Here is a 25,843-nt window from a genome sequence, read left to right as displayed (position 1 = left end):
CAAACCGATGAACGATTCAGAGCCATTCAACCTCCAGCGTCGCCGGGTATTGATGGGCATGGGCGCGGCTGGCGTGGCATTGGCCGGCACCGCACTCAGTTGCCCGGCCATGGCCGCCAGCCCGGCGCAAGTGACCGAAGCGCCGAGCAGCGACAAGACCGAAGACCGCCACGCCTTCCACGGCCAGCACCAGACCGGCATCGTCACGCCGCGCCCGGCCTGCGGCATGCTGGTGTCGTTTGATGTATTGGCCAGCGACCGCGAAGACCTGGAGCGTTTGTTTCGCACCCTCAACGAGCGCATCGCCTTCCTGATGAAGGGCGGCCCGGTCACGCAGGTCGATCCGAAACTGCCGCCGGTGGATTCGGGGATTCTCGGCCCGGTGGTGACGCCGGATAACCTGACCATCACCGTCTCGGTGGGCGAGTCGCTGTTCGATGAACGCTTCGGCCTGACCGCCGCCAAACCCAAGCGGCTGATCCGCATGGTCGGTTTTCCCAACGATGCACTGGACGCTGATTGCTGCCACGGCGACCTCAGTGTGCAGTTCTGCTCCAACACCACTGACACAAACATCCACGCCCTGCGCGACATCGTGAAAAACCTGCCGGACTTACTGCTGGTGCGCTGGAAACAGGAAGGCAGCGTCCCGCCCCAGGCCCCGGTAAAACCCGGCGTGCCAGCGCAAAGTGCGCGCAACTTTCTCGGTTTTCGCGACGGCTCGGCCAACCCAGACTCCAACGATGCCACGTCCATGAACAGCATCGTCTGGGTTCAGCCCGGCAGCGACGAACCGGCCTGGGCGGCCAATGGCAGCTATCAGGCCGTGCGGATCATCCGCAACTTCGTGGAGCGCTGGGACCGCACGCCGCTGCAGGAACAGCAAAGCATTCTTGGCCGGGTCAAGAGCACCGGCGCGCCGATGGGCGGCGAGCATGAAACCCAGGTGCCGGACTATGCCAAGGATCCTGAAGGCAAGTTGACCAAGCTCGACGCGCATATCCGCCTGGCCAACCCGCGCACCGCCGCGACCCAGGCCAACCTGATCCTGCGCCGGCCGTTCAACTATTCCAACGGCGTGAACAAGAACGGTCAGCTGGACATGGGGCTGCTGTTCATCTGCTATCAGGCGGATCTGCAAAAAGGCTTCATCACCGTGCAATCCCGGCTCAATGGCGAACCGCTGGAGGAGTACCTCAAACCGGTCGGCGGCGGGTACTTCTTCACCCTGCCCGGTGTCACCGGCGACAAGGACTTCATCGGTCGCTCGCTGCTTGACGCCACACCACCAAAAGCCACCGCATAACCAACCCCCAACACGGAACCGTCCCATGAAAAAGTCGCCCCTCGCGTTATTGCTGACCCTTGGCTTGCTCAACACCCCGCTTTCGGCTTTCGCGGCGACGGCGCCGCTGGCGTTGGTGGGGCCGATCTCGGACTACAAGATTTACGTGACTGAACAGCTCGATGAGCTGGCCAGCCACACCCAACAATTCACCGACGCCGTAAAAAAAGGCGACCTGGCCACCGCCAAAAAGCTCTACGCACCGACCCGCGTCTACTACGAGTCGATCGAGCCGATTGCCGAGTTGTTCAGTGACCTGGATGCGTCCATCGACTCCCGTGTCGATGACCACGAAAAAGGCGTGGGCGCCTCCGACTTCAGCGGTTTCCACCGCATCGAATACTCGTTGTTCTCGGAAAACAGCACTCAGGGCCTTGGCGAAGTGGCCGATGGCTTGAACAAAGATGTGAAAGACCTGCAAACCCGCGTTGCCGGCCTGACCTTCCCACCGGAAAAAGTGGTTGGCGGCGCCGCTGCACTGCTTGAAGAAGTCGCTGCGACCAAGATCTCCGGTGAAGAAGATCGCTACAGCCACACCGACCTTTATGACTTCCAGGGCAACATCGACGGCGCGAAGAAAATCGTCGACCTGTTCCGTCCGCAGATCGAAAAGCAGGACGCGGCCTTCATTGCCAAAGTCGACAAGAACTTCGCTACGGTGAACAAGACGCTGACCAAGTACAAAACCAAAGACGGTGGTTTCGAGACGTATGACAAGGTGAAGGAATACGACCGCAAGGCGCTGGTCGGGCCGGTGAATACACTGGCTGAAGACTTGTCGACGTTGCGTGGGAAGTTGGGGTTGAACTGATTTTTTGTAGCGTCTGAGCGGGCCTCTTCGCGGGCAAGTCGGATCGCCGCACCGCTCGCTCCTACAAGGTTTTGAGTCGATCACACCTTTGTGCTTCGATTCAGATCCACTGTAGGAGCGAGGCTTGCCCGCGAAGGCGTTCTTGCTGGCAACACACCCGCCACGCCGTGTTAACCCTTACAGAATCCGATAGAGCAACCGTTCAATCCGCACCCGACTCACGCGCTTGAGGAACTTGGCCACCGCCGCCGGGTATTCCAGCAGCGTTTCCAGTTCCTGGTAACGCTCGATGCGGCGGGTGTTCTCGAAAATCTCCGCCAGCTCTTTACGACGCGGCTCCAACAGCTCGCCTTTCGGATCATCAATCAGCAAGGCGTTTTCCAGATCGAGACGGAACGCCCGCGGGTTGAGGTTGTTGCCGGTCAGCAAGGTGTAGCGCTGATCGATCCACATGCCCTTGAGGTGATAGGTGTTGTCGCCGTCACGCCACAGGTGCAGGTTCAACTGGCCGCTGTCGACACTGCGATGATGCCGTTTGGCGAAACGCCGAAGGCTGATCTCGTAAAGGTACGGCAGCGCCGAAATCACCTTGAACGGCTCGCTCGGAGGGATGTAGAAGTCGTTGGCCGTCTTGTCGCCGACAACGATGTCGATCTTCACGCCCCGCGCCAGTGCCCGGTTGATTTCCCGGATCACGGCCAGCGGCAGGTTGAAGTATGGCGTGCAGATGGTCAGTTGATGTTGAGCGCAGGCGATCAACTCGCAAATCACTCGGTTCAACGGATTGTTCTTGCCGACACCGAGCAATGGGCTGACCGACAAACCGCCCTTGTCCAGGGTGCCCGTCGTGGTGTCGTACGCCGCGTGCTTGAGGCGGCTGCGCAAGTCGCCGATGTCGTTGCGCAGGCTGCGGGTGGTCGGCAGGTTCGGCAAATCGAGACGATGCACCGCTTTGGAGGCGATCAGGCCGTGCTGAATCAGGTGCTGCATCGAATTGGCCAGGGCGTGGTTGTGCAGCAGGTGATAACGGTCGTAGCGGTATTTGTCGAACTTGTGCAGATAGACGTTGTTCAGACTCGCGCCGCTGTAGATCACACAGTCATCGATCACGAAGCCTTTCAAATGCAGTACGCCAAACAGCTCTCGGGTCTGCACGGGAACGCCATACACCGGGACTTCACTGGCATGAGTCCGGGTGGTTTCCTGATACCAGGCCGAGTTGCCCGGCTGCTTGCCGGCGCCGATCAAGCCGCGCTGGGCGCGCAGCCAGTCAACGACCACCACCACGTCCAGTTCCGGACGCGCCAGTTTGGCCGCGTGCAAGGCATCGAGAATTTCCTGGCCGGCTTCGTCCTGTTGCAGATAGAGCGCGACGATATAGATGCGCTGGGTGGCGCTGGCGATCTTTTCCAGCAGGCAACGGCGGAACTCGGCAGCGCCAGAAAGGACAGTGACGGCATCGGCGGTCAGCGGAAAACTGCGCAGTTTGGGCAGCAGAGAGCGTTTGAAAAGCGACGGCATAGGGCTCGCAATGGGTCGAATCCGAAGAACCCGAGAGCTTACACCATGGATCCGCTTGGGTCTTCCCACGACACCGATCGTTCCCACGCGCCGCAAAGGAATGCCGCCATGGACGCTCTGCGTCCGCCGTTGATGTGACGCAGAGCGTCACGGGATGCATTCCCACGCAGAGCGTGGGAACGATCAGTCAAAAGCAATTGCTTGACCAAGGAGAACGATCGTTCTACTGTTCGCCACATGAATAAAATAACCAGCAACGACACACGCGACATCATTCTGGATGTCACCGCAAAGTTGATCTACAAAAGTGGCATCGCGGCCACCGGGATGGATCTTCTGGTGAAAACCGCCGGTGTCTCCAGAAAGAGTATTTACCGCTACTTCGCCAACAAGGAGGAGCTCACCGTCGCGGCCCTGCAACGGCGAGACCTGCGCTGGATGCACTGGTACAGAAGCGCAGTCGACCAGGCTGAAACCCCGGCCGACCGGCTGCTCAACCTGTTTACCGTGCTCAAGGCCTGGTTCGCTTCCGAAGGCTTCCGTGGCTGTGCATTCATTAACACCAGCGGCGAAACCGGCGACCCGCAAGACCCGGTCCGCCTGGTTGCCAAAGACCACAAACAGAAGCTGCTCGACTACGTGCGCGAGCTCTGCACCGAACATGGCGCAACAGACCCGGAGACGCAGGCCAAACAGCTGCTGATCCTGATCGACGGTGCCATTACCGTGGCGCTTGTCATGGGTGATCACAGTGCCGCCGATAATGCGCAATGCATGGCGCGAAAGTTATTGGACCTGTAACACTTTAATCAAGCCCGACAACGTGTTTGAACTTTAATTTTATAGGGAGACTATCAATGTCTAACGCCGAAGTTCGTCCGCCATTACCGCCATTCACCCGTGAGTCGGCCATCGAAAAAGTACGCCTGGCCGAAGATGGCTGGAACTCTCGCGACCCGCAACGCGTGTCACTGGCCTACACCCTGGACACGAAATGGCGTAACCGCGCCGAGTTTGCCTATAACCGCGAAGAAGCCAAAGGTTTCCTGACGCGCAAATGGGCAAAAGAGCTGGATTACCGCCTGATCAAAGAACTCTGGGCCTTTACCGGCAATCGTATCGCCGTGCGTTATGCCTATGAATGGCACGACGACTCGGGCAACTGGTTCCGTTCCTACGGCAACGAAAACTGGGAGTTCGATGAGAACGGTTTGATGGCCAATCGGTTTGCCAGCATCAACGACATGCCGATCAAGGAAAGCGACCGCAAGTTCCACTGGCCGCTGGGCCGCCGGCCTGACGATCACCCAAGCCTGTCCGACCTCGGTCTATAAACCAACACTGATCGTTCCCACGCTCCTGCGTGGGAATGCCTCATCGGACGCTCGGCGTCCGCTTCAGGGACGCGGAGCGTCCCGGGCTGCATGCCCACGCAGAGCGTGGGAACGATCATTGGTGTTTAGGCTACCGCGGCGGTCTGCTTGTTTTGCACCTTGGCCTCAAGCTCCCTCACCAACGGCAACACCCGCTGACCGAAATACTCCACCTCTTCCCGGAAGTGCAGAAACCCCGCCAGCACCCGATCCACCCCCACCGCTTTCAACGCCACAATCCGCTCGGCAATCTGCTGCGGTGTGCCGATCAGGTTGGTCTTGAAGCCGTCGTTGTACTGCACCAGATCCTCGAATCCTCGCCACAGATGTGGGTGTGTCTGAAGCAATTTGCTGATGCACTGTTGGTACAGCAACAATTCACTGCGTGCCGACATCCAATTCCGCCAGTAAATCCTGGCAGGGCGATTAACAGGACAGAGCCGCCGTTTGTGTGGCAGATCGGGAATTGGCCACAGCACAAGTGATGTGTCGTCAGGGCTTGCCCAGGAAAGGGCCAGACAGGTCGCCGCAGTAGTTGGATATAGGTAAGATATCGGCCCTTCCCCGCAGCCCTGTTCTGCACCCCGCCGAATAAGCCGATTCCATGCCTTTCGAACTCAGTGTTGACCTCACCACCCTGGCCATTTTGGCCCTTGTCGCTTTCATTGCCGGTTTCATCGACGCCATTGCCGGTGGCGGTGGTCTGTTGACCACCCCGGCGCTGCTGACCGCAGGTCTGCCGCCGCACCTGGTGCTGGGCACCAACAAACTCAGTTCAACATTTGGCTCGGCCACAGCCAGTTTCACCTTTTACCGACGCAAACTGTTCCATCCCAGGCAGTGGATGCACGCCATTGTCGGCACGCTGGTGGGTGCGCTGACCGGTGCCGTGGTCGCTCACTACCTGCCGGCGGAATGGCTGAACAAGATGCTCCCGGTGATCGTTTTCGCCTGCGGCGTCTATCTATTGTTTGGCGGCACGCCGAAAGCGCCGCTGGACAGCGACGCACCGATCAAGAAAAAGTGGCAATCGACCCAAGGCTTCGGCCTCGGGTTTTACGACGGCGTGGCCGGTCCCGGCACGGGTGCGTTCTGGACCGTGAGCACCCTGCTGATGTACCCCGTTGATTTGGTGAAGGCCAGCGGCGTGGCGCGCAGCATGAACTTCGTCAGCAACATTGCGGCATTGTCGGTGTTCGTGTTTTCCGGGCAGGTGGACTGGATCATCGGCCTGAGCATGGGCCTGTCGGTGATGGTCGGGGCGTTCTTCGGGGCTCGCACCGCCATCAGCGGCGGTGCGAAGTTCATTCGCCCGGTGTTCATCACCGTGGTGCTGGGCTTGACCGTGCGGTTAGCCTGGCAACACTGGTTCAGCGTGGCCTAAGCGCCGCGCCACATAGACGTCGATCAGGTAACGGGCAATCGAGCGTGACGCCGGCAATGGCGGCAGCTCGTGCACGTTGAACCACTGGGCGTCTTCGATCTCGTCTTCCTGACACACGATCTCGCCACCGGCATATTCGGCGTGAAACCCCAGCATCATCGAATGCGGAAACGGCCAGCACTGGCTGCCCATGTACTGGATGTTCCTGACCTCGATCTGCACTTCTTCACGAACCTCGCGAATCAGGCAGTCTTCGGCCGACTCGCCCGGTTCGGCAAACCCCGCCAACGTGCTGTAGACCCCAGTGACAAAGCGCGGCGAACGGGCCAGCAGGACTTCATCGCCACGGGTCACCAGTACAATCATGCTGGGCGAAATGCGCGGGTAGCTGCGTAAATCACACGGTTCGCAATACATCGCCCGTTCCCGGGTCACCTGGGTCATCGCCTGCCCGCAGTTACCGCAAAAGCGGTGTTCGCGGGCCCAAGTGCCGATTTGCGCGGCATAACCGAGCACCTTGAAGACCGTATGGTCGCCTTCGAGCATGAACGCCCGCAGGCCTTTCCAGTTGCAGCCCGGCACTTCGCTGTGACTGCGCAGTTCCAGCAGGTAGACCGGTTCGCCATCCAGATGGCCGATGCCATGTTCAGCGAGAATCGACAAATCCTGGCGCTTGAGCCATTCGCGGGGGAACAGCGCGCCATTGTCATCGAACAGAAAGCCTTCGGGGCTGCGGGCCACGGCCCAGCCGCCGGGTTGGTCGGTGTCCAGTACTGCAGTGGTCCAGCGTGAAGTCATTTTTAATCAATCCAGAAATTCGGGTTTCTGTTTGCTCATATGGGCGGCCATGGCCACGCGCAGATCGGTGGATTGCAGCATGGCGGCGTTCCAGGTGGCGACATATTCGAGGCCGTCGTCAATGCGATGGTCACGCATGTAGCTGATCATCTCTTTGGTGCCAGTGATCGCAATCGGCGACTTGCTGGCGATCTCGCGGGCAATGCCCATGACACCGTCGAGCAGGCTGGCCGTGTCGCTGTAAACGCGATTGACCAGGCCCATGCCACGCGCTTCTTCGGCACCGAAAGTGCGACCAGTGTAAGCCAGTTCACGCAGCATGCCGTCACCAATGATCCGCGGCAAGCGTTGCAGAGTGCCAACGTCGGCCGCCATGCCGATGTCGATTTCCTTGATCGAAAACTGCGCGTCTTCGGCGGCGTAACGCATGTCGCAGGCTGAAATCAGGTCGATGGCGCCACCCAGGCAATAACCCTGAATCGCCGCCAGCACCGGTTTACGGCAATTGTCGACCGCATTGAAAGACGCTTGAAGGGCGAGGATTTTCCGACGCAGCAGGCGCGCGTTGCGACCCACGTCCTTGCCCAGTTCATTGGCCACGCCGGCCAGCATCATCAGGTCGATGCCGGAAGAAAAATGCTTGCCCGCACCACTGAGTACCACCACTCGGACTTCATCAGTGTCGTCGACCCACTGGAAAATCTCGATGATCTCGCTCCAGAACGCGGCATTCATCGAATTGATCTTTTCCGGCCGGTTGATCTGCACATGGGCGACTTTATCGGCCAGTTCGACGGTGAACGCAGTGTACTGAGACATGGCAGTGATCCTTTTACCGGGGCAAAAAAAATGAGGCCCGAACTATAACAAGGCATCCAGGCCGGCAGTGGCTGCGGTTCGGCCAAAAACGGGACTTGCCAGTTGCGCACTACAACAGTGCGTGAGCATTGCCGCGCTTCGCACATTCATGTGACATCTCGAATATTTTTTAAGGCAAAACGGTAAAAAAACATGCCCTTCGTCGGTGCGTTTCTCCCTTTAAGCGGTACGTCCGTACCTCTTTAAACCGATTGTCGAACAATTTTGCCATCTGGCCTCCCCCGCTCTAAGTTCTGGCCTAGACTGAGTTCCGCGGGGCGAAACCGGCGGGTCACAAAGCGGAAAGACAGTCGAAACTTTTGCCGCTCGTGACGGGTCAGGTTAAAGGTAGGTGCGTTGCGACTGGTGCAATCCTTGCAATGTCCACTTCAGCCATTCTGCTTCAACGCATTGGCAGCGCTTGCTCTCCGATGCGTAGCGCGTTTGCGCCCGGCCACCGGAATTGGCCACGAAACACCGTTTGCCAGACCTAAGAATTAGATCAACAACACGGGAGATTCATATGATCAGTGCGGCTTTAGATATTCAGGGAGAACGTGCTCATCAGCAGGTCGGCGAAACGAGCACTGTGAGCGCGCCAAGTCACCCATCGGTCAGCGTCCCAGGCACCAAGACGCTGACACCGGTGGCCAGTCAGAACCCCAACAAGAAGAAAGTGCTGTTCGTCACCTCGGAGATCGCCGATCTGGTGAAAACCGGTGGTCTGGGCGACGTTTCCGCAGCACTGCCGCGAGCCATGGCGCATCTGCATGATGTGCGTGTGCTCATTCCCGGTTACCCGCAAGTGCTGAACAGCGAAAACCCGATTCATATCATTGGTGAGCTCGGTGGTCACGCCGCGCTGCCCCCCTGCAAGATCGGGCGCATGGACATGCCCGACGGTCTGGTCATTTACGTGTTGATCTGCCCCGAGCTCTACGAGCGCGAAGGTTCGCCTTACGGTGCCAACAACGGCCGCGACTGGCCGGACAACCACATTCGTTTCGCCCGCCTGGGTCTGGCTGCGGCCGACATTGCCGCCAACCTTGCGCAAATTCACTGGTGCCCGGACCTGGTGCACGCCCATGACTGGCCGGCCGGTCTGGCACCCGCTTACATGCACTGGCGTGGACAACGCACGCCGACGCTGTTCACTATTCATAACCTCGCCTACCAGGGCGTGACCAGTCTTGGGTCGTGCCCGGAACTGGGTATTCCCATGCATGCCTTGCAACAGGAAGGCATGGAGTTCTACGGCAAGATGTCGTTCCTCAAGGCCGGCATGGCCTATTCGAGCCACATCACCACCGTCAGCGCCACCTATGCCCAGGAAATCACCACCCCGGCCTTCGGCTGCGGACTCGACGGTTTTCTCGCCGCCAAGACCCAGCAAGGTCTGCTCAGTGGTATTCCCAATGGCATCGATGAAAGCTGGGACGCCGCCACCGACCCGCACCTGTTCTGCCCCTTCAGCATCGGCGACTGGGAAGGCAAAGCGGTCAACGCTGCCCACGTCCGTGAGCTGTTTGGCCTGGACGATAGCGAAGGTCCGCTGTTCGCCGTGGTTTCGCGACTGGTCTATCAGAAAGGCCTGGACCTGACCGAAGCCGTCTCTGAATACATCGTCAAATCTGGCGGGCAGATCGCAATCATCGGTCGTGGCGAGCCGGAAGAAGAACAAGCCATGCGTGAACTGGCCCTGCGTTTCCCCGGCCAGATCGGCGTGCGCATCGGTTTCAACGAAACCGATGCTCGTCGCATGTTCGCCGGCAGTGATTTCCTGCTGATGCCTTCGCGTTACGAGCCTTGCGGCCTGAGCCAGATGTACGCCCAGCGCTTCGGTTCGTTGCCGGTGGCACGCAACACCGGCGGTTTAGCCGACACCATTGAAAACGGCGTGACCGGTTTCCTGTTCGATGAATCCACGGCCGAGAGCTATCAGGAAGCCTTGAGCCGGGCATTCAAGATTTTTGCCTTCCCCGACCTGCTCAACGCCATGCGTTGCCGTGCCATGGCGGCTCCGTTCAACTGGTGCAAAGCGGTCGAACCGTACGCCGAACTCTACGAACAGCTTGTCACTAAGGCATTGGGTAAATCGGGCAAACATTAAGAAAGAGGTTTTCAAAGATGCCGTTACGGACCCTTGAGACCTGGCCCCACGGCGCAATCATGCTGGACGCAGAGCACACGCGTTTTGCCTTGTGGGCGCCAGATGCGTTTTACGTCAGTGTCGAACTGGACAATGGACAGTCCTTGCCGCTAATGCCTCAGGCCGATGGCTGGTTCGTGATCAACACCCGCTGCCCTGCCGGCACGGGTTACCGCTACAACATCGACGGCGAGCTTGCGGTGCCCGACCCGGCCTCCCGCGCGCAGGCCGGTGATATCGACCGCCACAGCGTGGTGGTCGATCCCCTTGCTTATCAATGGCAACACAGTGCCTGGCTCGGTCGGCCATGGAATGAGGCGGTGATCTACGAATTGCACGTCGGTGCGCTCGGCGGCTACAGCGAAGTCGAGCAGCAACTGGCGCGCCTCGTGGAGCTGGGCATCAGCGCGATCGAATTGATGCCGCTGGCGCAGTTCCCCGGTGATCGCAACTGGGGTTACGACGGGGTTCTGCCCTACGCTCCCCAAGCCTCATATGGCACTCCCGAACAACTCAAACACCTGATCGACACCGCCCACGGCCATGGCCTGGCGGTGATTCTCGACGTGGTCTACAACCACTTCGGCCCGGATGGCAATTACCTGCACCGCTACGCCAAGGGCTTCTTCCGCGAGGACAAGCACACCCCGTGGGGTGCGGCGATCGACTTCCGGCGGCGCGAGGTGCGGGATTTCTTCATCGATAACGCGCTGATGTGGTTGCTGGAGTACCGCTTCGACGGTTTGCGCCTGGACGCAGTGCATGCCATCGAAGACCCGGACTTTCTTCAGGAGCTGGCGCTAAAGATTCGGCAGCAAACCGATCCGGCGCGACATGTCTGGCTGACGGTGGAAAACGAACACAACCAGGCCAGCCTGCTGGAAGAAGGCTTCGACGCGCAGTGGAACGACGACGGCCACAACGCCTTGCACGTGCTGCTGACCGGCGAAACCGATGCCTATTACGCCGACTATGCGCAAAACCCCACTGAGCAACTGGCGCGATGCCTGAGCCAGGGCTTTGTGTTTCAGGGCCACGTGACCCGTCACGGTACAACCCGTGGCGAGCCCAGCGGTCATTTGCCGCCCAGCGCTTTTGTGTTGTTTCTGCAGAACCACGACCAGATCGGCAACCGCGCCTTTGGTGAACGGCTGCATCAACTGGCCAACCCCGATGCGCTAAAGGCCGCCACGGCCTTGCTGCTGTTGTCACCGATGATCCCGCTCATGTTCATGGGCGACGAGTTCGCCGCCGAGCAACCGTTCCTGTTCTTCACCAGCCATCACGGTGAACTGGCGGAGTTGGTCCGCGAGGGGCGACGTAACGAGTTTGCAGCGTTCAGCGCCTTTACCGACCCTCATAAACGCGAACAAATTCCCGATCCGAACGCGCAACAGACCTTTGAAGCGTCCCGGCCCAAACTGACAGCTACTCGACAATCGGCCATGCAGGATCTGTATCGCCAGCTGTTGCAGATCCGCCATGAGCACATCATTCCCTATCTGCCCGGTGCTCAGGCCTTGGGTGCCGAGGTGTTGGCCAAGGGTGCGGTGACAGCACGCTGGCGACTGGGTAATGGCAGTCAACTGTGCATTGACCTGAACCTCAGCGACACGCCTGTGGTCCACTCCCCACAGGCCGACGCTTCGCTGTTGTTCGAATACCCACCCCATTCAGCCGGTCTGTTGGATCAGGGCACCCTTGCCCCGTATTGCGCGCTAGTCAGCCTCACGGCCGCAGCCCCTTTGCTACCCCCGGATGGAGAGCGCCAATGAGTGATGCGCAACTGGAAATACTGGCCAGCCGAGCTGGCCTGGCTGTCGACTGGATCGACGCCAACGGCCGCCCACAGAAAGTCGCTCCATCAGTGTTACGCAACGTCCTCACAGGACTCGGCCACCCGGCCGGCACCGCCCAGGAAATCGATGCCAGCCTGCTGGAACTGCAACAGGTGCAACAGACCCGACACCTGCCGCCGCTGCTGACCGCAGACGTCGGTGTCGGCCTCAACCTGGCGCATTACTTTGCGCCCGAAACACCGTGCGAGATCCACCTTGAAGATGGCTCGCGGCTCAACCTGAAACTGGATGCCGAGGCGATGCTGCCCGGCCTGGTCCCGGTCGGTTATCAGCACGTCAGCATTGATGGACAATCATTTACCTTGGCCGTGGCGCCGACACGCTGCTACAGCGTCGGCGATGCCGTCGACAGTCCGATTCCGCGTACCTGGGGCCTGAGCGTGCAGTTGTACTCACTGCGTCGCACCGGCGACGGCGGGTTCGGCGACACCCAGGCGCTGGAAGACCTGGCCCGTGTGGCCGGCGAACGCGGTGCCGAAGCGTTGGCGATCAGTCCGTTGCATGCGATGTTCAGCAGCGATACCCAGCGTTACAGCCCTTATTCGCCGTCCAGCCGTTTGTTTCTCAACAGTCTGTACGCCGCACCGGGCGCCATCCTGGGTGAACGAGCGTTGCGTACCGCGATTGATGCAACCGGCCTCGCTGAAGAACTCAAGCACCTCGAAGCATTGCCGTTGATTGATTGGCCGGTGGCGGCCGAAGCCAAACATCGCCTGTTGCAGGCGCTGTACGAAGGGTTTGTCCAGGGCGAACACCCGCTGCATGCCGACTTCAGCAGCTTTCGCCACGCTGCTGGCGAAGCCCTGGAAAACCACTGCCGCTTCGAAGCCATTCAAGAAGCCCGCGCCGCCAAGGGCGAAAACCTCGACTGGCGGCATTGGCCCGAGCAATGGCAAGACCCGCGCAGCGCTGCCCTGGCCGAATTCGCCGAAGAGAACGCCGGACGCATCGGCTTCTTTGCCTTCTGCCAATGGCTGATCACACGCTGCCTGGAGCGCGCACAAACCGCCGCCCGCAGCAGCGGCATGAGCATTGGCCTGATTGCCGATCTGGCGGTCGGTGCCGATGGTGGTGGCAGCCAGGCCTGGAGTCGTCAGGACGAATTGCTCGCCTCGCTGACCGTGGGTGCACCACCGGACATCCTCAACCGCACGGGTCAGGGCTGGGGGATTTCCGCGTTCTCGCCCGAAGGCCTGGTACGCAACGGCTTTCGTGCGTTCATCGAAATGCTCCGGGCCAATTTTGCCCACGCTGGTGGCCTGCGTATTGATCACGTCATGGGCCTGCAACGGCTGTGGGTGATCCCCAATGACGCGTCACCTGCCGACGGTGCCTACCTCTATTACCCGGTGGACGACCTGCTGCGTTTGCTGACCCTCGAGTCCCATCGTCATCAGGCCATCGTCCTCGGTGAAGACCTCGGCACCGTGGCGGATGGTCTGCGAGAAAAGCTTATCGCTCGTTCGATCCTTGGCATGCGAGTACTGCTGTTCGAACAGGACAACGCGCACTTCAAAACGATTCTCGACTGGCCAGACAATGCCCTCGCGACCACCAGTACCCATGACCTGCCGACGCTCAATGGCTGGTGGCATGGCCACGATATTGACTGGAATGCCCGACTGGGCCTGGTCGAGGCCGCGGGTGAAATCGAATGGCGCCACCACCGCGAACGCGAGCGCGAAGGCCTGCGTCGGGTGTTGAGCGAAGACCCACAGAACTTTCGCGAAGAGTCCCATGAAACCGATCAGGTGCTCGACGCCGCGATACGTTTCCTCGGTCATACCCGTGCGCCGCTGGTGTTGCTGCCGCTGGAAGATGCCTTGGGCATCGAACAGCAGGCCAACTTGCCCGGCACCACCGACACGCACCCCAACTGGTCCCGACGTCTGCCCGGCAACAGCGAAGCCTTGCTCGACGACCCGGATGCCGCCCGACGCCTGGAACTGCTCGCCTGTGCGCGACTTCAGGCGGCCGAGCGTGACCAATGAAACAAACGATTATCCAACCGCTGCGGGCAACCCAGCGGCTGCAATTTCATAAAGGCTTCACGCTGGACGATGCGGTGCCGCTGGTGCCGTACTTCGCGAGCCTCGGCATCAGCCATGTCTATGCGTCGCCACTGTTGAGCGCCCGCACCGGTTCCATGCACGGCTACGACGTCGTGGACCCGACCACCGTCAACCCCGAGCTGGGCGGCGAAGCAGCGTTGCGGCGTTTGGTCAATGCATTGCGCGAACAGAACATGGGGCTGATCCTCGACATCGTCTCCAACCACATGGCCGTTGGCGGTGGCGATAATCCCTGGTGGCAGGATTTGCTGGAATGGGGACGCCTGAGCCCTTACGGCGAGTTCTTCGATATCCAGTGGCATTCGCCCGACCCGTTGATGGAAGGCCAGTTACTGCTGCCCTTCCTCGGCAGCGACTACGGCATCGCCTTGCAGAACGGCACCCTGCCCTTGCGCTTCGATGCGCAGAAGGGCGCGTTTTATGTCGAGCACTATGAGCATCACTTCCCGATCTGCCCGACCCATTACGGCGAACTGCTCAGAACCGATGACCCGCTGAACGCCGAATTGCTCAAGTCGCTGGCAGACCGTTTCAGCACCCTGAGCTACCAGACCGACGCCCATAGTCTGGCGATACCGCTGAAAGCAGAGCTGCGTGAACTGGCCAGCGATCCGGCGATTCTGCAAGCCATCCAGCAAAACCTCAGCGCTTACGACTCGCTCACCGCCGAGGGTTTCCAGCGCCTGCACGTGTTGCTTGAACAGCAAAGCTATCGCCTGGCCAGTTGGCGCACAGCAGCTGATGACATCAACTGGCGGCGTTTTTTCGATATCAACGAACTGGGCGGCCTGCGCGTTGAACGCCCCGCCGTGTTTGAAGCCACCCACGCGAAAATCTTCGATCTGGTGGCCGAAGGCCTGGTCGACGGTCTGCGCATCGACCACATCGACGGCCTCGCTGACCCTCGGGGTTACTGCCGCAAACTGCGGCGGCGGGTCGACAGCCTGTCGCCGAATCGGCACCTGCCGATCTACGTCGAGAAGATCCTCGGCGAAGGTGAAACCCTGCACCGTGACTGGTCGGTGGATGGCACCACGGGTTACGAGTTGATGAATCAGTTGTCACTGCTGCAACACGCTCCCGAAGGTGCCCACACCTTGGGCGACCTATGGAATCGATACAGCGAACGGCCCGCCGATTTCCGTCAGGAAGCGCAACTGGCCCGCCAGCAGATCCTCAACGGCTCCCTCGCCGGAGACTTCGAAAGCGTCGCCCAAGCCCTGTTGCAAGTGGCCCGGGATGACCTGATGACCCGCGACCTGACCCTCGGTGCGATTCGTCGGGCGTTGCAGGAACTGATCGTGCATTTCCCGGTGTACCGCACCTATATCAGCCCCCGTGGGCGCTCGGCTGAAGACGATGTGTTTTTCCAGCAGGCCATGGACGGTGCCAGGCTTACCCTCGGCGAAGCCGACTGGCCGGTGCTCGATTGCCTGGCCACCTGGCTGGGTGGCGAATCATGGCGCAAACGCCCGTTGGGCCGGCCGCGCAAGATGCTCAAGCATGCCTGCGTACGTTTTCAGCAACTGACGTCGCCGGCGGCGGCGAAGGCCGTGGAAGATACCGCGTTCTATCGCTCAGCGACGTTGCTGTCGCGCAATGACGTGGGGTTCAGCACCGAGCAGTTCAGCGCGCCGGTGGCCGATTTCCATGCGGCTTGCACCCATCGCCTCGAAGCATTTCCCGATAATTTGCTGGCCACCGCCACCCACGACCACAAACGCGGCGAAGACACCCGTGCGCGCCTGGCGGTGTTGAGCGAGCGCAGTGCCTGGTACGCCGAACAAGTGCCGCTCTGGCAGGCCCTCGCCCGGCCCCTGCGTAACGACGACCAAATGCCGACGACGGGCGATGAGTTGATCCTCTACCAAGCGATCCTCGGCAGCTGGCCGCTCGATTTGCGCAGTGACGATCAAACGGCGCTGGAAAACTACACTCAGCGTGTGTGGCAGTGGCAACAGAAAGCCTTGCGCGAAGCCAAGCTGCAAAGCAGCTGGAGCTCGCCGAACGAGGCTTACGAACAAGCGGTTCACCAATTCCTGCAACGACTGTTGCTGAGTCCTGAAGGTGAACTATTGCGCGCGGCACTCGGCAAAGCGGCCAAAAGCATCGCCACCCCCGGCGCACTCAATGGATTGGCGCAAACCTTGCTGCGCATGACAGTGCCGGGGGTACCGGACCTTTATCAGGGCAACGAGTACTGGGACTTCTCACTGGTCGATCCGGACAACCGTCGACCGGTGGATTACGCCAGCCGCCAGCACTCCTTGCAGGCGCCATTGGAACTGCCCGAGCTATTGGCTAACTGGCGGGACGGGCGCATTAAACAAACCCTGATCGCTCGTACGTTGAACCTGCGGCTCGAACACACCGAGCTGTTTCGGCGAGGGACGTATCAAGCCCTTGAAGTCGTCGGCAGCCAGGCTCATCGGGTGCTGGCATTTACTCGCTCGCTGCAAGGAAAACGAGCCATCGTGATCGTACCGATACGCTGCGCCGAATTGTTGAAAAACAGTGCCGAACCACGGATTGACGCGCCGCTGTGGGGCGATACACGGGTCAAATTACCATTCACCACCCCAGATGAAAATTTGAAGGGACTTTTTTCCAGCGTGGCAGTCACACACCAGAGGGAGCTGGACATCAGCGCCGCGCTGGGGGATTTCCCGATCAATCTTTTTATCCAAACTACCCCAACTTGAGTTCAGTTCAGGAGCATTGCGATGAGTACCAACGATAAACGCATCCGCGAATTTGCCTATCAGATCTGGGAATCGGAAGGAAAACCCGAGGGTCAGGAAGCCCGCCACTGGGAGATGGCTCGCAAACTGGCTGAAGCCGAAGCCATGGCACCGAGCAAATCGCCAAAAGCCGCTGGCAGCAAAACCGCGGGCACCAAGGCCCCTGCCAGCAAAACCACCAATGGCAAGGCGGCGGAGCCAAAAACCAAAGCCAAGCCCGCCGCTGCCTCCAAGGTCATTCCGCCGGGCGAAAAAGCCACCGATAAAAAGCCTCGAGCAGCGCGTAAACCGCCCGCTGTCTGACGCCTCTCACCGTTGACCTGATTGATTTCGTGGCGAGTCCTCTCGCCACCGAGGGCTCGCTCGCCCTCAAAAAAAACCAGAGCCAAGAACTGTCCCCCTTTTGCAGGAGCACCTATGACCAGTCCGAAAAAAGCCGCGCCAGAACCTCACGTCGAGGCCTCGCGAATCCGTGAAGGCTTGCCCTTCCCGCTGGGCGCGAACTGGGATGGCCTAGGGGTCAACTTTGCCTTGTTTTCCGCCAACGCCACCAAGGTCGAGCTGTGCATCTTCGATGATGCCGGCGAGGTCGAACTGGAACGCATCGAACTGCCGGAATACACCGACGAGATCTATCACGGCTACCTGCCCGACGCCCATCCCGGGATGATCTACGGCTACCGTGTCTACGGCCCGTACGACCCGGCGAACGGTCATCGCTTCAACCACAACAAACTGCTGATCGACCCCTATGCCAAACAATTGGTCGGCCAGTTGAAATGGTCCGAAGCGCTGTTCGGCTATACCATCGGCCACCCCGACGCCGACCTCAGTTTCGATAAACGCGACAGCGCCCCGTTTGTACCCAAGTGCAAGGTGATCGATCCGGCTCACACCTGGGGCCACGACCATCGGGTCAGCGTGCCGTGGGACAAGACGATCATTTATGAAACTCACGTACGCGGCATCAGCATGCGTCACCCCTCCGTCTCCGAGAATGTGCGTGGCACCTTCGCCGGGTTGATGGTCGATGACGTGCTGGAACACATCCGCAAGCTCGGCGTGTCGACGGTGGAATTGCTGCCGATTCATGCGTTCGTCAACGACCAACATCTGTTGCACAAAGGCATGACCAATTACTGGGGCTACAACAGCATCGCGTTCTTCGCCCCCGACCCGCGCTACCTGGCCAGCGGCAAGATCGCCGAGTTCAAGGAGATGGTCGCGCACCTGCACGAAGCCAATCTTGAAGTGATCCTCGACGTGGTCTACAACCACACCGCCGAGGGCAATGAGCAAGGCCCGACCCTGTCCATGCGCGGCATCGACAACGCCTCCTATTACCGCTTGATGCCCGACGACAAGCGCTTCTACATCAACGATTCCGGCACCGGCAACACCCTGGACCTGAGTCACCCGTGCGTACTGCAAATGGTCACCGACTCCCTGCGCTACTGGGCTTCGGAAATGCACGTGGACGGTTTCCGCTTCGACCTGGCGACCATTCTCGGGCGCTACCACGATGGCTTCGACGAACGTCACAGCTTCCTCGTCGCCTGCCGTCAGGACCCGGTGCTGCGCCAGGTGAAGATGATTGCAGAAGCCTGGGATTGCGGCCCTGGTGGTTATCAGGTCGGTAACTTTCCGCCGGGCTGGGTCGAGTGGAATGACAAATTCCGTGACACCGTGCGTGCGTTCTGGAAAGGCGACGACGGCCAACTGGCGGACTTCGCCAGTCGCATGACCGCTTCCGGCGAGATGTTCAATCAGCGTGGTCGGCGGCCGTATGCCTCGGTCAACTTCATCACCGCCCACGACGGTTTCACCCTTAACGACCTGGTGTCGTACAACGACAAACACAACGAAGCGAACGACGAGGACAATCAGGACGGCAGCAACAACAACCTGTCCTGGAACCACGGCGTCGAAGGCCCGACCGACGATCCCGAGATCAATGAGCTGCGTCAGCGGCAGATGCGCAACTTCTTCGCCACGTTGCTGCTGTCCCAAGGCACGCCGATGCTGGTGGCCGGCGACGAATTCGCCCGAACCCAGGAGGGCAACAACAACGCCTATTGCCAGGACAGCGAGATCGGTTGGGTCAATTGGGACCTGAGCGAAGACGGCAAGGCCCTGCTCAAGTTTGTTAAACGCCTGATCAAGTTACGCCTGGCCTACCCGATCCTGCGTCGCGGTCGGTTCCTGGTGGGTAATTACAACGAGGACATCGGCGTCAAGGACGTCACCTGGCTCGCGCCGGATGGCAGCGAAATGTCCATCGAACAATGGGAGGAAGGCCATGGCCGCTGCCTCGGCATGCTGCTCGATGGCCGCGCCCAGGAAACCGGTATCCGCCGCAAGGGCGCCGACGCCACCCTGCTGCTGGTGGTCAACGCGCATCACGACATCGTCAATTTCCTACTTCCGGAAGTGCCCGACGGCGGTTTCTGGACCTGCATGATCGACACCAATCAACCGTCGATTCGCGGTCAGGAACGCTTCGAGTTCGGGCACGAATATTCGGTTACGGGCCGTTCGCTGCTGCTGTTCGAATTGCAGCGTGAGGAAGAAGAGTGAAATGGACCTTCAAGGATTTCTCCAGCGTCAGCCAGCGGATTACGCCGACACTCAAGCGTTAGGCCGGTGCCTGCGGGCGCTGGTGGAGGCGGGTCTTGATCAGCTTCCGATGCCCGGCGGTGGCCAGACACTGGAGCGATTTCAGCGTCTGGCTGAGGTCGGCGGTCATGATCTGGGCTTGTGCAAGTTGTACGAGGGGCATACCGACGCCTTGGCGATCATCCAGCAACTAGGCGGTTCGCCGACGCCTTCCAGCACGTGGGGCATGTGGGCGGCAGAACCACCGCAAGCGCGAGTGCGGGTCAGTCCACAAGGTCAGATGGTGGCGTTGAATGGGCGTAAGGCCTGGTGTTCGGGTGCTGCGGTGTTGAGTCACGCCTTGCTCACGGCGTGGGATGAACACGACCGACAACAACTGGTCGCGGTGGCATTGGACCAACCCGGCGTGACAGTCACTGATCAGGGCTGGCAAGCCGTGGGCATGAGCGCCACCGCCAGCGTCGAGGTGCTGTTCGAAGGCGCTGAGGCGCAAGCCATTGGCAACCCCGGCGACTACCTGCAACGGCCAGGCTTCTGGCAAGGCGGGATCGGCATTGCCGCTTGCTGGTACGGCGCAGCGCAAAGCATCGCCGAGCGCCTGCGCCGCCACTGCGCACACAGTGAAGAACTCCATGCCCTCGCCCACCTGGGCGCGGTCGACAGCGCGTTGCATGCCGCCGCCCAAGTGTTGCGTACCAGCGCATTGACCCTCGACGCCGCGCCACTGGACGACGCCGAACGTTTGGCCCGCCGCGCCCGGGCGGTGGTTGAACAGGCCGCCGAACAGGTCATCTGGCATGTCGGCCACGCGCTCGGTGCCGGCCCCTATTGCAAGGACCGACAGTTCGCCCGACTGATCGCCGACCTGCCGGTATTCCTGCGTCAAAGCCACGCCGAACGGGATCTCGCCGCGCTTGGGCAGCAGGTTCTGAAGGAGACATGGACGTTATGAAAACCAACCCCATCGTCGGCCAGGGAACACCTCTGCATTTATGGCAAACGTCAACCCATCTGGCGCAGTTGCCAGTGACCGACATCCTGACACTGGTGCCGCAAGGCTCGCGTGCAGTGATCATCGCCCCTCATCCGGACGACGAAGTGCTGGGTTGCGGCGGCTTCCTGCAATTACTCGCCGCGGCTGGCCGGCCGCTGCAACTGATCTCCGTCACCGATGGCAGCGCCAGCCATCCCGGTTCCGAGCGCTGGCCGGTGGAACGCCTGAGCGTGGTCCGCCCGCAGGAGTCGGCCCAGGCCCTGCGTCGTCTCGGCCTGCCGCTGCACAGCCTGAAATGGCTGCGCGGTGGTTTCGCCGACAGTCAGGTGGCGGCACGGGAAGCCGAGTTGTGCGCGTTCATCGAACGTCATCTGCGGCCCAGCGATGTGGTCTTCACCACGTGGCGCGAAGACGGCCATTGTGATCACGAGGCTGTGGGGCGTGCCAGTGCCGAGGCGGCAAAACGGGTGGGTGCGACGCTGCATGAACTGCCCGTCTGGACCTGGCACTGGGCAACCCCCGAAGACAGTTTCGTGCCTTGGCACCGGGCGCGAAAGATCCTGTTGGCCCCGGCGCTGGTGGCGCGCAAACGGCATGCCATTCAAGCCTTCGCCAGCCAACTGGAGGGCGACCCGGACATCGGCTTGCCACCGGTGCTGCCGCCCTATGTTTTGGACCGGTTACTGCAACCGTTTGAAGTGGTGTTTCTATGAGCGTCGAGGATCGCTATTTCGACGGTTTGTTCGCCGGCAACGACGATCCCTGGGCTTTCCGTCAGCGCTGGTACGAACAGCGCAAACGCGCCATCACCCTGGCCGCGTTGCCTCGGCCGCACTACCGCGCGATCTTCGAGCCGGGTTGCGCCAACGGGGAGTTGAGCGCTGATCTGGCCGCGCGCTGCGATCGCCTGTTGTGTTGCGACACCGCAGCCGCCGCTGTGGCGCTGGCTCGCACTCGCCTGAGCCTGTTCGACCACGCCGAAGTTCGCCAAAGCCGCCTGCCGGGCGATTGGCCGAACGAGCAGTTCGACCTGATTGTGCTCAGCGAAGTCGGCTATTACCTGGACGCCGAAGACCTCAAGTGCCTGATCGAACACGCCACCCGGTCACTGACCGCCGACGGCCAACTCCTGGCCTGCCACTGGCGCCCACCGATCGATGGCTGCCCGCTGAATGCCCGGCAGGTCCATGACGTGCTCCACGAACAGTTGCACTTGCCGCGCCTGGTCCTGCATCAGGAGGCCGATTTCCTGTTGGAACTCTGGAGCCGTGAACCGCGCTCCGTGGCCGCTCTGGAGGGCTTGCGATGATTGGCATTTTGATCCCGGCGCATAACGAAGAGGAGTTGATTGAAGCGTGCATACGGGCCGCCCTGCGCGCCGCGTGCCATGAACGGCTGGAGGGTGAAACGGTCCTGGTGCTGGTGGTGCTTGACAGTTGCACTGACCGATCCTCAGAGATTGTTGACAGTTATCCGGTGCACAGCCTGGCGATCGAGGCGCATAACGTCGGCCAGGCGCGCGCCGCTGGTGCACGGTTTCTACTGGATCAGGGGGTGCGCTGGATTTCCTGCTCCGACGCCGACAGCCTGGTCGCCAAGGACTGGCTGGTGGCGCAACTGGACCTGGGTGCCGACGCGGTGTGCGGCACGGTGACGGTCGATCAGTGGAACGCGGCCTTCGATGAGTCGGCACAAATTCGTTATCACAAGGGTTATCACGCCCGCGATGGCCACCGGCATATCCACGGTGCCAACCTGGGCATCAGTGCCGAGGCTTACCAGCGTGCCGGTGGTTTCGAACCGCTGGCCAGCGATGAAGATGTGCAACTGGTGCGGCAACTCGAACGCTGCGGGGCGAAGATTGCCTGGAGCCAACGTCCACAGGTGCTCACCAGTGCTCGACTGGACAGTCGTGCTCGGGGGGGATTTGGCGATTTCCTGCGCGACATGGTGCAGACCGGATAAAAAGCGTACCGGATGGAACATCGAAGCGACGAATAGCCTTACATGAGCAATACTCTGCTCGCGGCAATCCAAGGTTCGGAGCGCTGCACATTGCTACCCAACGAGAACAAGGACGTAACCCATGAAATCGGTTTCCATCAACGAAAGCAGCCTGCCAACACAGATCTGGAACAGCGCCCCGCAACTGGACAACATTCCTGTCATCAGCACTCAGACCCTGGTTCCCGCCGGCGCACGCGCCGTGGTAATAGCCCCGCATCCCGGCGATGAAGTTGTGACCTGCGGCGGCCTGCTGCAGTTGCTCAGCGCCCTGGGTCATCCCCTGCAATTGATCTCGATTACCGACGGCAGCGCCAGCCATCCGGGCTCGCAACAGTGGTCGGAAAAACGCTTGAGCGTGTTCCGCCCCCAGGAAAGCCTCGAAGCCTTGCGCCGGCTCGGGTTGCCGATGCACAGCCTGAAATGGATTCGTGGCGGATTCACCGACAACGCCCTGGCCGAACGAGAGTTTCAATTGACTCACTTCATTGCCCGTTATTTACGCCCCGGGGATGTGGTGTTCAGCACCTGGTGCGAGGATGGCAATGTTGACCATGACGCCGTCGGCCGGGCCAGCGTCAAGGCTGCGGCCATGGTCGGCGCGTCGTTCAACGAAGTACCGGTCTGGGCCTGGCACTGGCCCACTCGCGATCGAGGGCTCATCCCGTGGCATCGTGCGCGCAAGGTGCGCCTGGATACCTGGACCGTCGCGCGTAAAAGCCACGCCACCCACGCCTACGCCAGCCAACTCGACGGCGAACCGGCCATCGGCCTCGCCCCGCTGCTGCCCCCGGTGCTTCTGGAGCGGATGCGGTTGCCTTATGAAATTGTGTTCGTCTGACGCAGCCCTGTAGCTGCTACAGTTTTCTGTGAACGGTTGTTACGACGAATCGCTCTGAACTGCCCGCCCCCGTATCAGTCGCATACATAAGCAGCCCTGATTCAGAGGAGTGAACGTGACCAGTGATTCCAAGTGGCAGGCCGTCGACTCATCTCCATTGAACACGCCCCCGGCGATTCATCGACTGAGAGTGCTGACGGTCAACACCCACAAGGGTTTTACCGCACTCAACCGCCGTTTCATTCTCCCGGAACTGCGTGAAGCGGTACGCAGTACGTCGGCGGATCTGGTGTTCCTGCAGGAAGTCGTCGGTGAACACGACCGCTATTCCTCTCGCTACAACGATTGGCCGCAGACCTCACAATACGAGTTTCTGGCCGACACTATGTGGAGCGACTTCGCCTACGGTCGCAACGCGGTCTACCCCAACGGTCACCACGGCAATGCCCTGTTATCGAAATACCCGATTCGCGAACACCGTAACCTCGACGTCTCGATCACCGGCCCCGAACGTCGCGGCCTGCTGCATTGCGTACTGGACGTACCGGGCCACACCGAAGTCCATGCGATCTGTGTTCACTTGAGTCTGCTGGAAAGCCATCGTCAACTGCAGCTCCAGCTACTTTGCCAACTGCTCGAATCGTTACCCGACGATGCGCCAGTGATTATCGCCGGCGACTTCAACGACTGGCAGCTGCAAGGCAACACCGCCCTTGCCCGACGTGACTACCTGCATGAAGCCTTCGAGCGCCACCACGGTCGTCCCGCGAAGACGTATCCGGCGCGCTTCCCGCTGCTGCGTCTGGATCGGATTTATCTACGCAATGCCAGCAGTCATGAGCCGCGAATACTGGGGCACAAGCCCTGGACGCATTTGTCGGATCATTTGCCGTTGGCGGTGGAAGTGCATCTGTAGCGGTTCAACCACGAGCCGCAACGAACGACCGTTTTCAGCCTCATTATTGACAGTAACAAACAGCGAGAATCAGTCAGCAATTGGCTCATTCGGAACAGGTTGAAGACCGACTGTCGGCTGACAAACCCCTCTGATTCGCGGGTTCCGCGATGATTTTTCGTACAAACAAGAACTTAGATAACCGCAGAAAAACAATTAGTTGCAACGGCCAAATTAGCCATACCGCTCATCGTTCATTTTCTTGACGCAGTGGCATCGGTCTTCTTAGCTACACGGTACTACCCCCGGAATACCACCAGGGGCAAGCCCCCAGACACCCGCAAAATCGGGCGGCCAGAGGCTTGCCCCAATACATTCGGTCGCCCCTCATTCGGGGTAGGAGAGACGCCAGAGCGAGATACGGCATGCGATTGCAAGGTAGACCGCCATGAAAACCTCATTCACCCAACAAGAGATCAAAGTCACTTTTTGCACTGTCTCAAGTTCACTCCTTCTGTGTTCATCCATGGAAATACAGGCAGGGCCGGCAGAGGAAGAAACCACGCCCTGGTACCATCAGGATGTTCCGGTCATGACCTTGCCCGCCGTCACGATCACCGCCCCCTACCCCGGCCATTTCAGCGCCGCCTCCGATACACGAAGTTCACACCTGACCATCGAAGACGCCGCACCTTCGGCCTGGGATCAGGTGTATGGGCAAGCTTCGCGGCAAGCGCAAACCGATTTTCTGGCTCAGGGTTTTTCCAACCCTGGCAGTAGCGAATTCAAAGGCCCGGCGATCCTGACTCTGCAAAGCGGTAACGGTCATACCCAGCGAGTCGGACTGGTCGGCGGCATGACTCAGTTACAGGGCAACAACAACGGGCTGCTGACCAGTCGCGCCCTCGCCGATCCTGCCAATGAGACCCTCAACCTCGAAGGCCAGAGCCTCGGCGCCTACTGGAGCCTGACCGGACCCCAAGGTTGGCACGTTGACTTGACGGCCAGCGGCGGCCGGGTCAACGGCTACAGCCGTAACGACCAGGGCGCTCGGCAAGCGACCGAAGGCAGTGCGGTGACGTTGTCGGTGGAAGGTGGTTTCCCCATTGGCCTGAGCGATAACTGGGTAGTCGAACCCCAGGCGCAGTTGATCAATCAACGCATAACCCTGGACACCCCGTATGCCGGCTCCGGCAATGCTTCATCCAGCGACCTGACGTCCTGGAGCGGTCGGGTCGGTGCACGGTTGAAAGGTAGTTACGACATCAACGGCCTGGGAGTCGAACCCTATGTTCGAACCAACTTGTGGCACACGGTGTACACCGGCAATACCGTCACCCTCGATCAGGTCGACAAGATCAGCAGCAGCCGCAATTCGTCGACCGTCGAAGTGGGTTTGGGGTTGGTGGCCAGAGTGACGCCCGTCGTGAGTTTTTATGTCAGCGCCGACTACAGCAGTAATGTGGATGACAATGATTTGAACGGGTTGATCGGCAGTTTGGGTGTACGGATGCGCTGGTGAAGATCCGGCTTGAAGAACTGTTTTGTCAGGACTGATGCCATCGCGAGCACGCTCGCGATT

21 protein-coding genes and 1 pseudogene are annotated in these 25,843 nt (G+C 60.3%); 18 read left to right on the top strand and 4 right to left on the bottom strand.

What is annotated here, in order from left to right:
• Window positions 1-7 precede the first annotated feature (7 nt).
• Together efeB and efeO are read left to right on the top strand one after the other, a co-directional pair.
• A complete protein-coding gene (efeB, locus tag ACYZT5_RS06960) occupies window positions 8-1,306 on the top strand; it encodes an iron uptake transporter deferrochelatase/peroxidase subunit (protein ID WP_462050417.1) in 1,299 nt (432 codons plus the stop codon).
• A 25-nt stretch (window positions 1,307-1,331) separates the two neighbouring features.
• Window positions 1,332-2,156 carry an iron uptake system protein EfeO gene (gene efeO, locus ACYZT5_RS06955; RefSeq protein ID WP_462050416.1) on the top strand — a complete coding sequence of 275 codons (825 nt, stop codon included), beginning with the start codon at window positions 1,332-1,334 and terminating at the stop codon, window positions 2,154-2,156.
• Window positions 2,157-2,333: 177 nt separating this feature from the next.
• Here efeO and pssA read toward each other — a convergent pair whose 3' ends face one another.
• On the bottom strand, window positions 2,334-3,677 hold the full coding sequence (pssA, locus tag ACYZT5_RS06950) for a CDP-diacylglycerol--serine O-phosphatidyltransferase (protein ID WP_462050415.1): 1,344 nt from the start codon (window positions 3,675-3,677) through the stop codon (window positions 2,334-2,336).
• Between the two features lie 237 nt (window positions 3,678-3,914).
• Here pssA and ACYZT5_RS06945 point away from each other — a divergent pair, with 237 nt between their 5' ends.
• Window positions 3,915-4,478, top strand: coding sequence for a TetR/AcrR family transcriptional regulator (locus ACYZT5_RS06945; protein WP_462050414.1), 564 nt, complete (start codon window positions 3,915-3,917; stop codon window positions 4,476-4,478).
• Window positions 4,479-4,534: 56 nt separating this feature from the next.
• Complete coding sequence (locus tag ACYZT5_RS06940; protein ID WP_462050413.1) at window positions 4,535-5,011, top strand: nuclear transport factor 2 family protein; 477 nt, start codon at window positions 4,535-4,537, stop codon at window positions 5,009-5,011.
• Window positions 5,012-5,136: 125 nt separating this feature from the next.
• On the opposite strand, the pseudogene ACYZT5_RS06935 reads toward ACYZT5_RS06940, so the two are convergent.
• Window positions 5,137-5,364: pseudogene (locus tag ACYZT5_RS06935) on the bottom strand (dimethylsulfone monooxygenase SfnG); the annotation flags it as partial.
• Between the two features lie 290 nt (window positions 5,365-5,654).
• On the opposite strand from ACYZT5_RS06935, the gene ACYZT5_RS06930 reads away from it, so the two are divergent.
• On the top strand, window positions 5,655-6,434 hold the full coding sequence (locus ACYZT5_RS06930; RefSeq protein ID WP_462050412.1) for a TSUP family transporter: 780 nt from the start codon (window positions 5,655-5,657) through the stop codon (window positions 6,432-6,434).
• Here the strand turns inward: ACYZT5_RS06930 and nudC are convergent.
• Both nudC and ACYZT5_RS06920 read right to left on the bottom strand, forming a co-directional pair.
• Window positions 6,402-7,232 (bottom strand): NAD(+) diphosphatase, encoded by an 831-nt coding sequence (nudC, locus tag ACYZT5_RS06925; protein ID WP_462050410.1) that lies wholly within the window; start codon window positions 7,230-7,232, stop codon window positions 6,402-6,404. The genes ACYZT5_RS06930 and nudC overlap by 33 nt on opposite strands.
• 6 nt (window positions 7,233-7,238) lie before the next feature.
• Complete coding sequence (locus ACYZT5_RS06920; protein ID WP_462050409.1) at window positions 7,239-8,051, bottom strand: crotonase/enoyl-CoA hydratase family protein; 813 nt, start codon at window positions 8,049-8,051, stop codon at window positions 7,239-7,241.
• Window positions 8,052-8,613: 562 nt separating this feature from the next.
• Here ACYZT5_RS06920 and glgA point away from each other — a divergent pair.
• The 13 genes from glgA to ACYZT5_RS06855 all read left to right on the top strand — a co-directional run bounded on the left by glgA (window position 8,614) and on the right by ACYZT5_RS06855 (window position 25,783).
• Window positions 8,614-10,200, top strand: a complete 1,587-nt coding sequence (gene glgA / locus ACYZT5_RS06915; RefSeq protein ID WP_462050408.1) for a glycogen synthase GlgA — start codon at window positions 8,614-8,616, stop codon at window positions 10,198-10,200.
• Between the two features lie 17 nt (window positions 10,201-10,217).
• Window positions 10,218-12,014 (top strand): malto-oligosyltrehalose trehalohydrolase, encoded by a 1,797-nt coding sequence (treZ, locus tag ACYZT5_RS06910; protein WP_462050407.1) that lies wholly within the window; start codon window positions 10,218-10,220, stop codon window positions 12,012-12,014.
• Window positions 12,011-14,089 carry a 4-alpha-glucanotransferase gene (malQ, locus tag ACYZT5_RS06905; protein ID WP_462050406.1) on the top strand — a complete coding sequence of 693 codons (2,079 nt, stop codon included), beginning with the start codon at window positions 12,011-12,013 and terminating at the stop codon, window positions 14,087-14,089. Before treZ ends, malQ begins: the two co-directional genes overlap by 4 nt.
• Entirely contained in the window at window positions 14,086-16,872 is a 2,787-nt protein-coding gene (locus tag ACYZT5_RS06900) for a malto-oligosyltrehalose synthase (protein ID WP_462050405.1), read from the top strand. The genes malQ and ACYZT5_RS06900 overlap by 4 nt, the downstream gene beginning before the upstream one ends.
• A 21-nt stretch (window positions 16,873-16,893) precedes the next feature.
• Window positions 16,894-17,214 (top strand): DUF2934 domain-containing protein, encoded by a 321-nt coding sequence (locus ACYZT5_RS06895; protein ID WP_462050404.1) that lies wholly within the window; start codon window positions 16,894-16,896, stop codon window positions 17,212-17,214.
• Window positions 17,215-17,328: 114 nt separating this feature from the next.
• A complete protein-coding gene (glgX, locus tag ACYZT5_RS06890) occupies window positions 17,329-19,488 on the top strand; it encodes a glycogen debranching protein GlgX (protein WP_462050403.1) in 2,160 nt (719 codons plus the stop codon).
• Between the two features lies 1 nt (window position 19,489).
• Window positions 19,490-20,479 (top strand): acyl-CoA dehydrogenase, encoded by a 990-nt coding sequence (locus ACYZT5_RS06885; protein WP_462050402.1) that lies wholly within the window; start codon window positions 19,490-19,492, stop codon window positions 20,477-20,479.
• Window positions 20,476-21,234, top strand: a complete 759-nt coding sequence (locus ACYZT5_RS06880; protein ID WP_462050401.1) for a PIG-L deacetylase family protein — start codon at window positions 20,476-20,478, stop codon at window positions 21,232-21,234. The genes ACYZT5_RS06885 and ACYZT5_RS06880 overlap by 4 nt, the downstream gene beginning before the upstream one ends.
• Window positions 21,231-21,830: an SAM-dependent methyltransferase gene (locus ACYZT5_RS06875; protein ID WP_462050400.1), complete on the top strand. Its 600-nt coding sequence runs from the start codon at window positions 21,231-21,233 to the stop codon at window positions 21,828-21,830. The genes ACYZT5_RS06880 and ACYZT5_RS06875 overlap by 4 nt, the downstream gene beginning before the upstream one ends.
• Window positions 21,827-22,486 (top strand): glycosyltransferase family 2 protein, encoded by a 660-nt coding sequence (locus ACYZT5_RS06870; RefSeq protein ID WP_462050399.1) that lies wholly within the window; start codon window positions 21,827-21,829, stop codon window positions 22,484-22,486. The genes ACYZT5_RS06875 and ACYZT5_RS06870 overlap by 4 nt, the downstream gene beginning before the upstream one ends.
• A gap of 121 nt (window positions 22,487-22,607) precedes the next feature.
• Window positions 22,608-23,366, top strand: coding sequence for a PIG-L deacetylase family protein (locus ACYZT5_RS06865; RefSeq protein ID WP_462050398.1), 759 nt, complete (start codon window positions 22,608-22,610; stop codon window positions 23,364-23,366).
• Between the two features lie 115 nt (window positions 23,367-23,481).
• Window positions 23,482-24,282 carry an endonuclease/exonuclease/phosphatase family protein gene (locus ACYZT5_RS06860; RefSeq protein WP_462050397.1) on the top strand — a complete coding sequence of 267 codons (801 nt, stop codon included), beginning with the start codon at window positions 23,482-23,484 and terminating at the stop codon, window positions 24,280-24,282.
• Between the two features lie 427 nt (window positions 24,283-24,709).
• On the top strand, window positions 24,710-25,783 hold the full coding sequence (locus tag ACYZT5_RS06855) for an autotransporter domain-containing protein (RefSeq protein WP_462050396.1): 1,074 nt from the start codon (window positions 24,710-24,712) through the stop codon (window positions 25,781-25,783).
• Window positions 25,784-25,843: the final 60 nt, after the last annotated feature.

Source organism: Pseudomonas sp. LB3P14, assembly GCF_054898045.1.
This window is presented reverse-complemented; position numbering and strand designations above follow the sequence as displayed.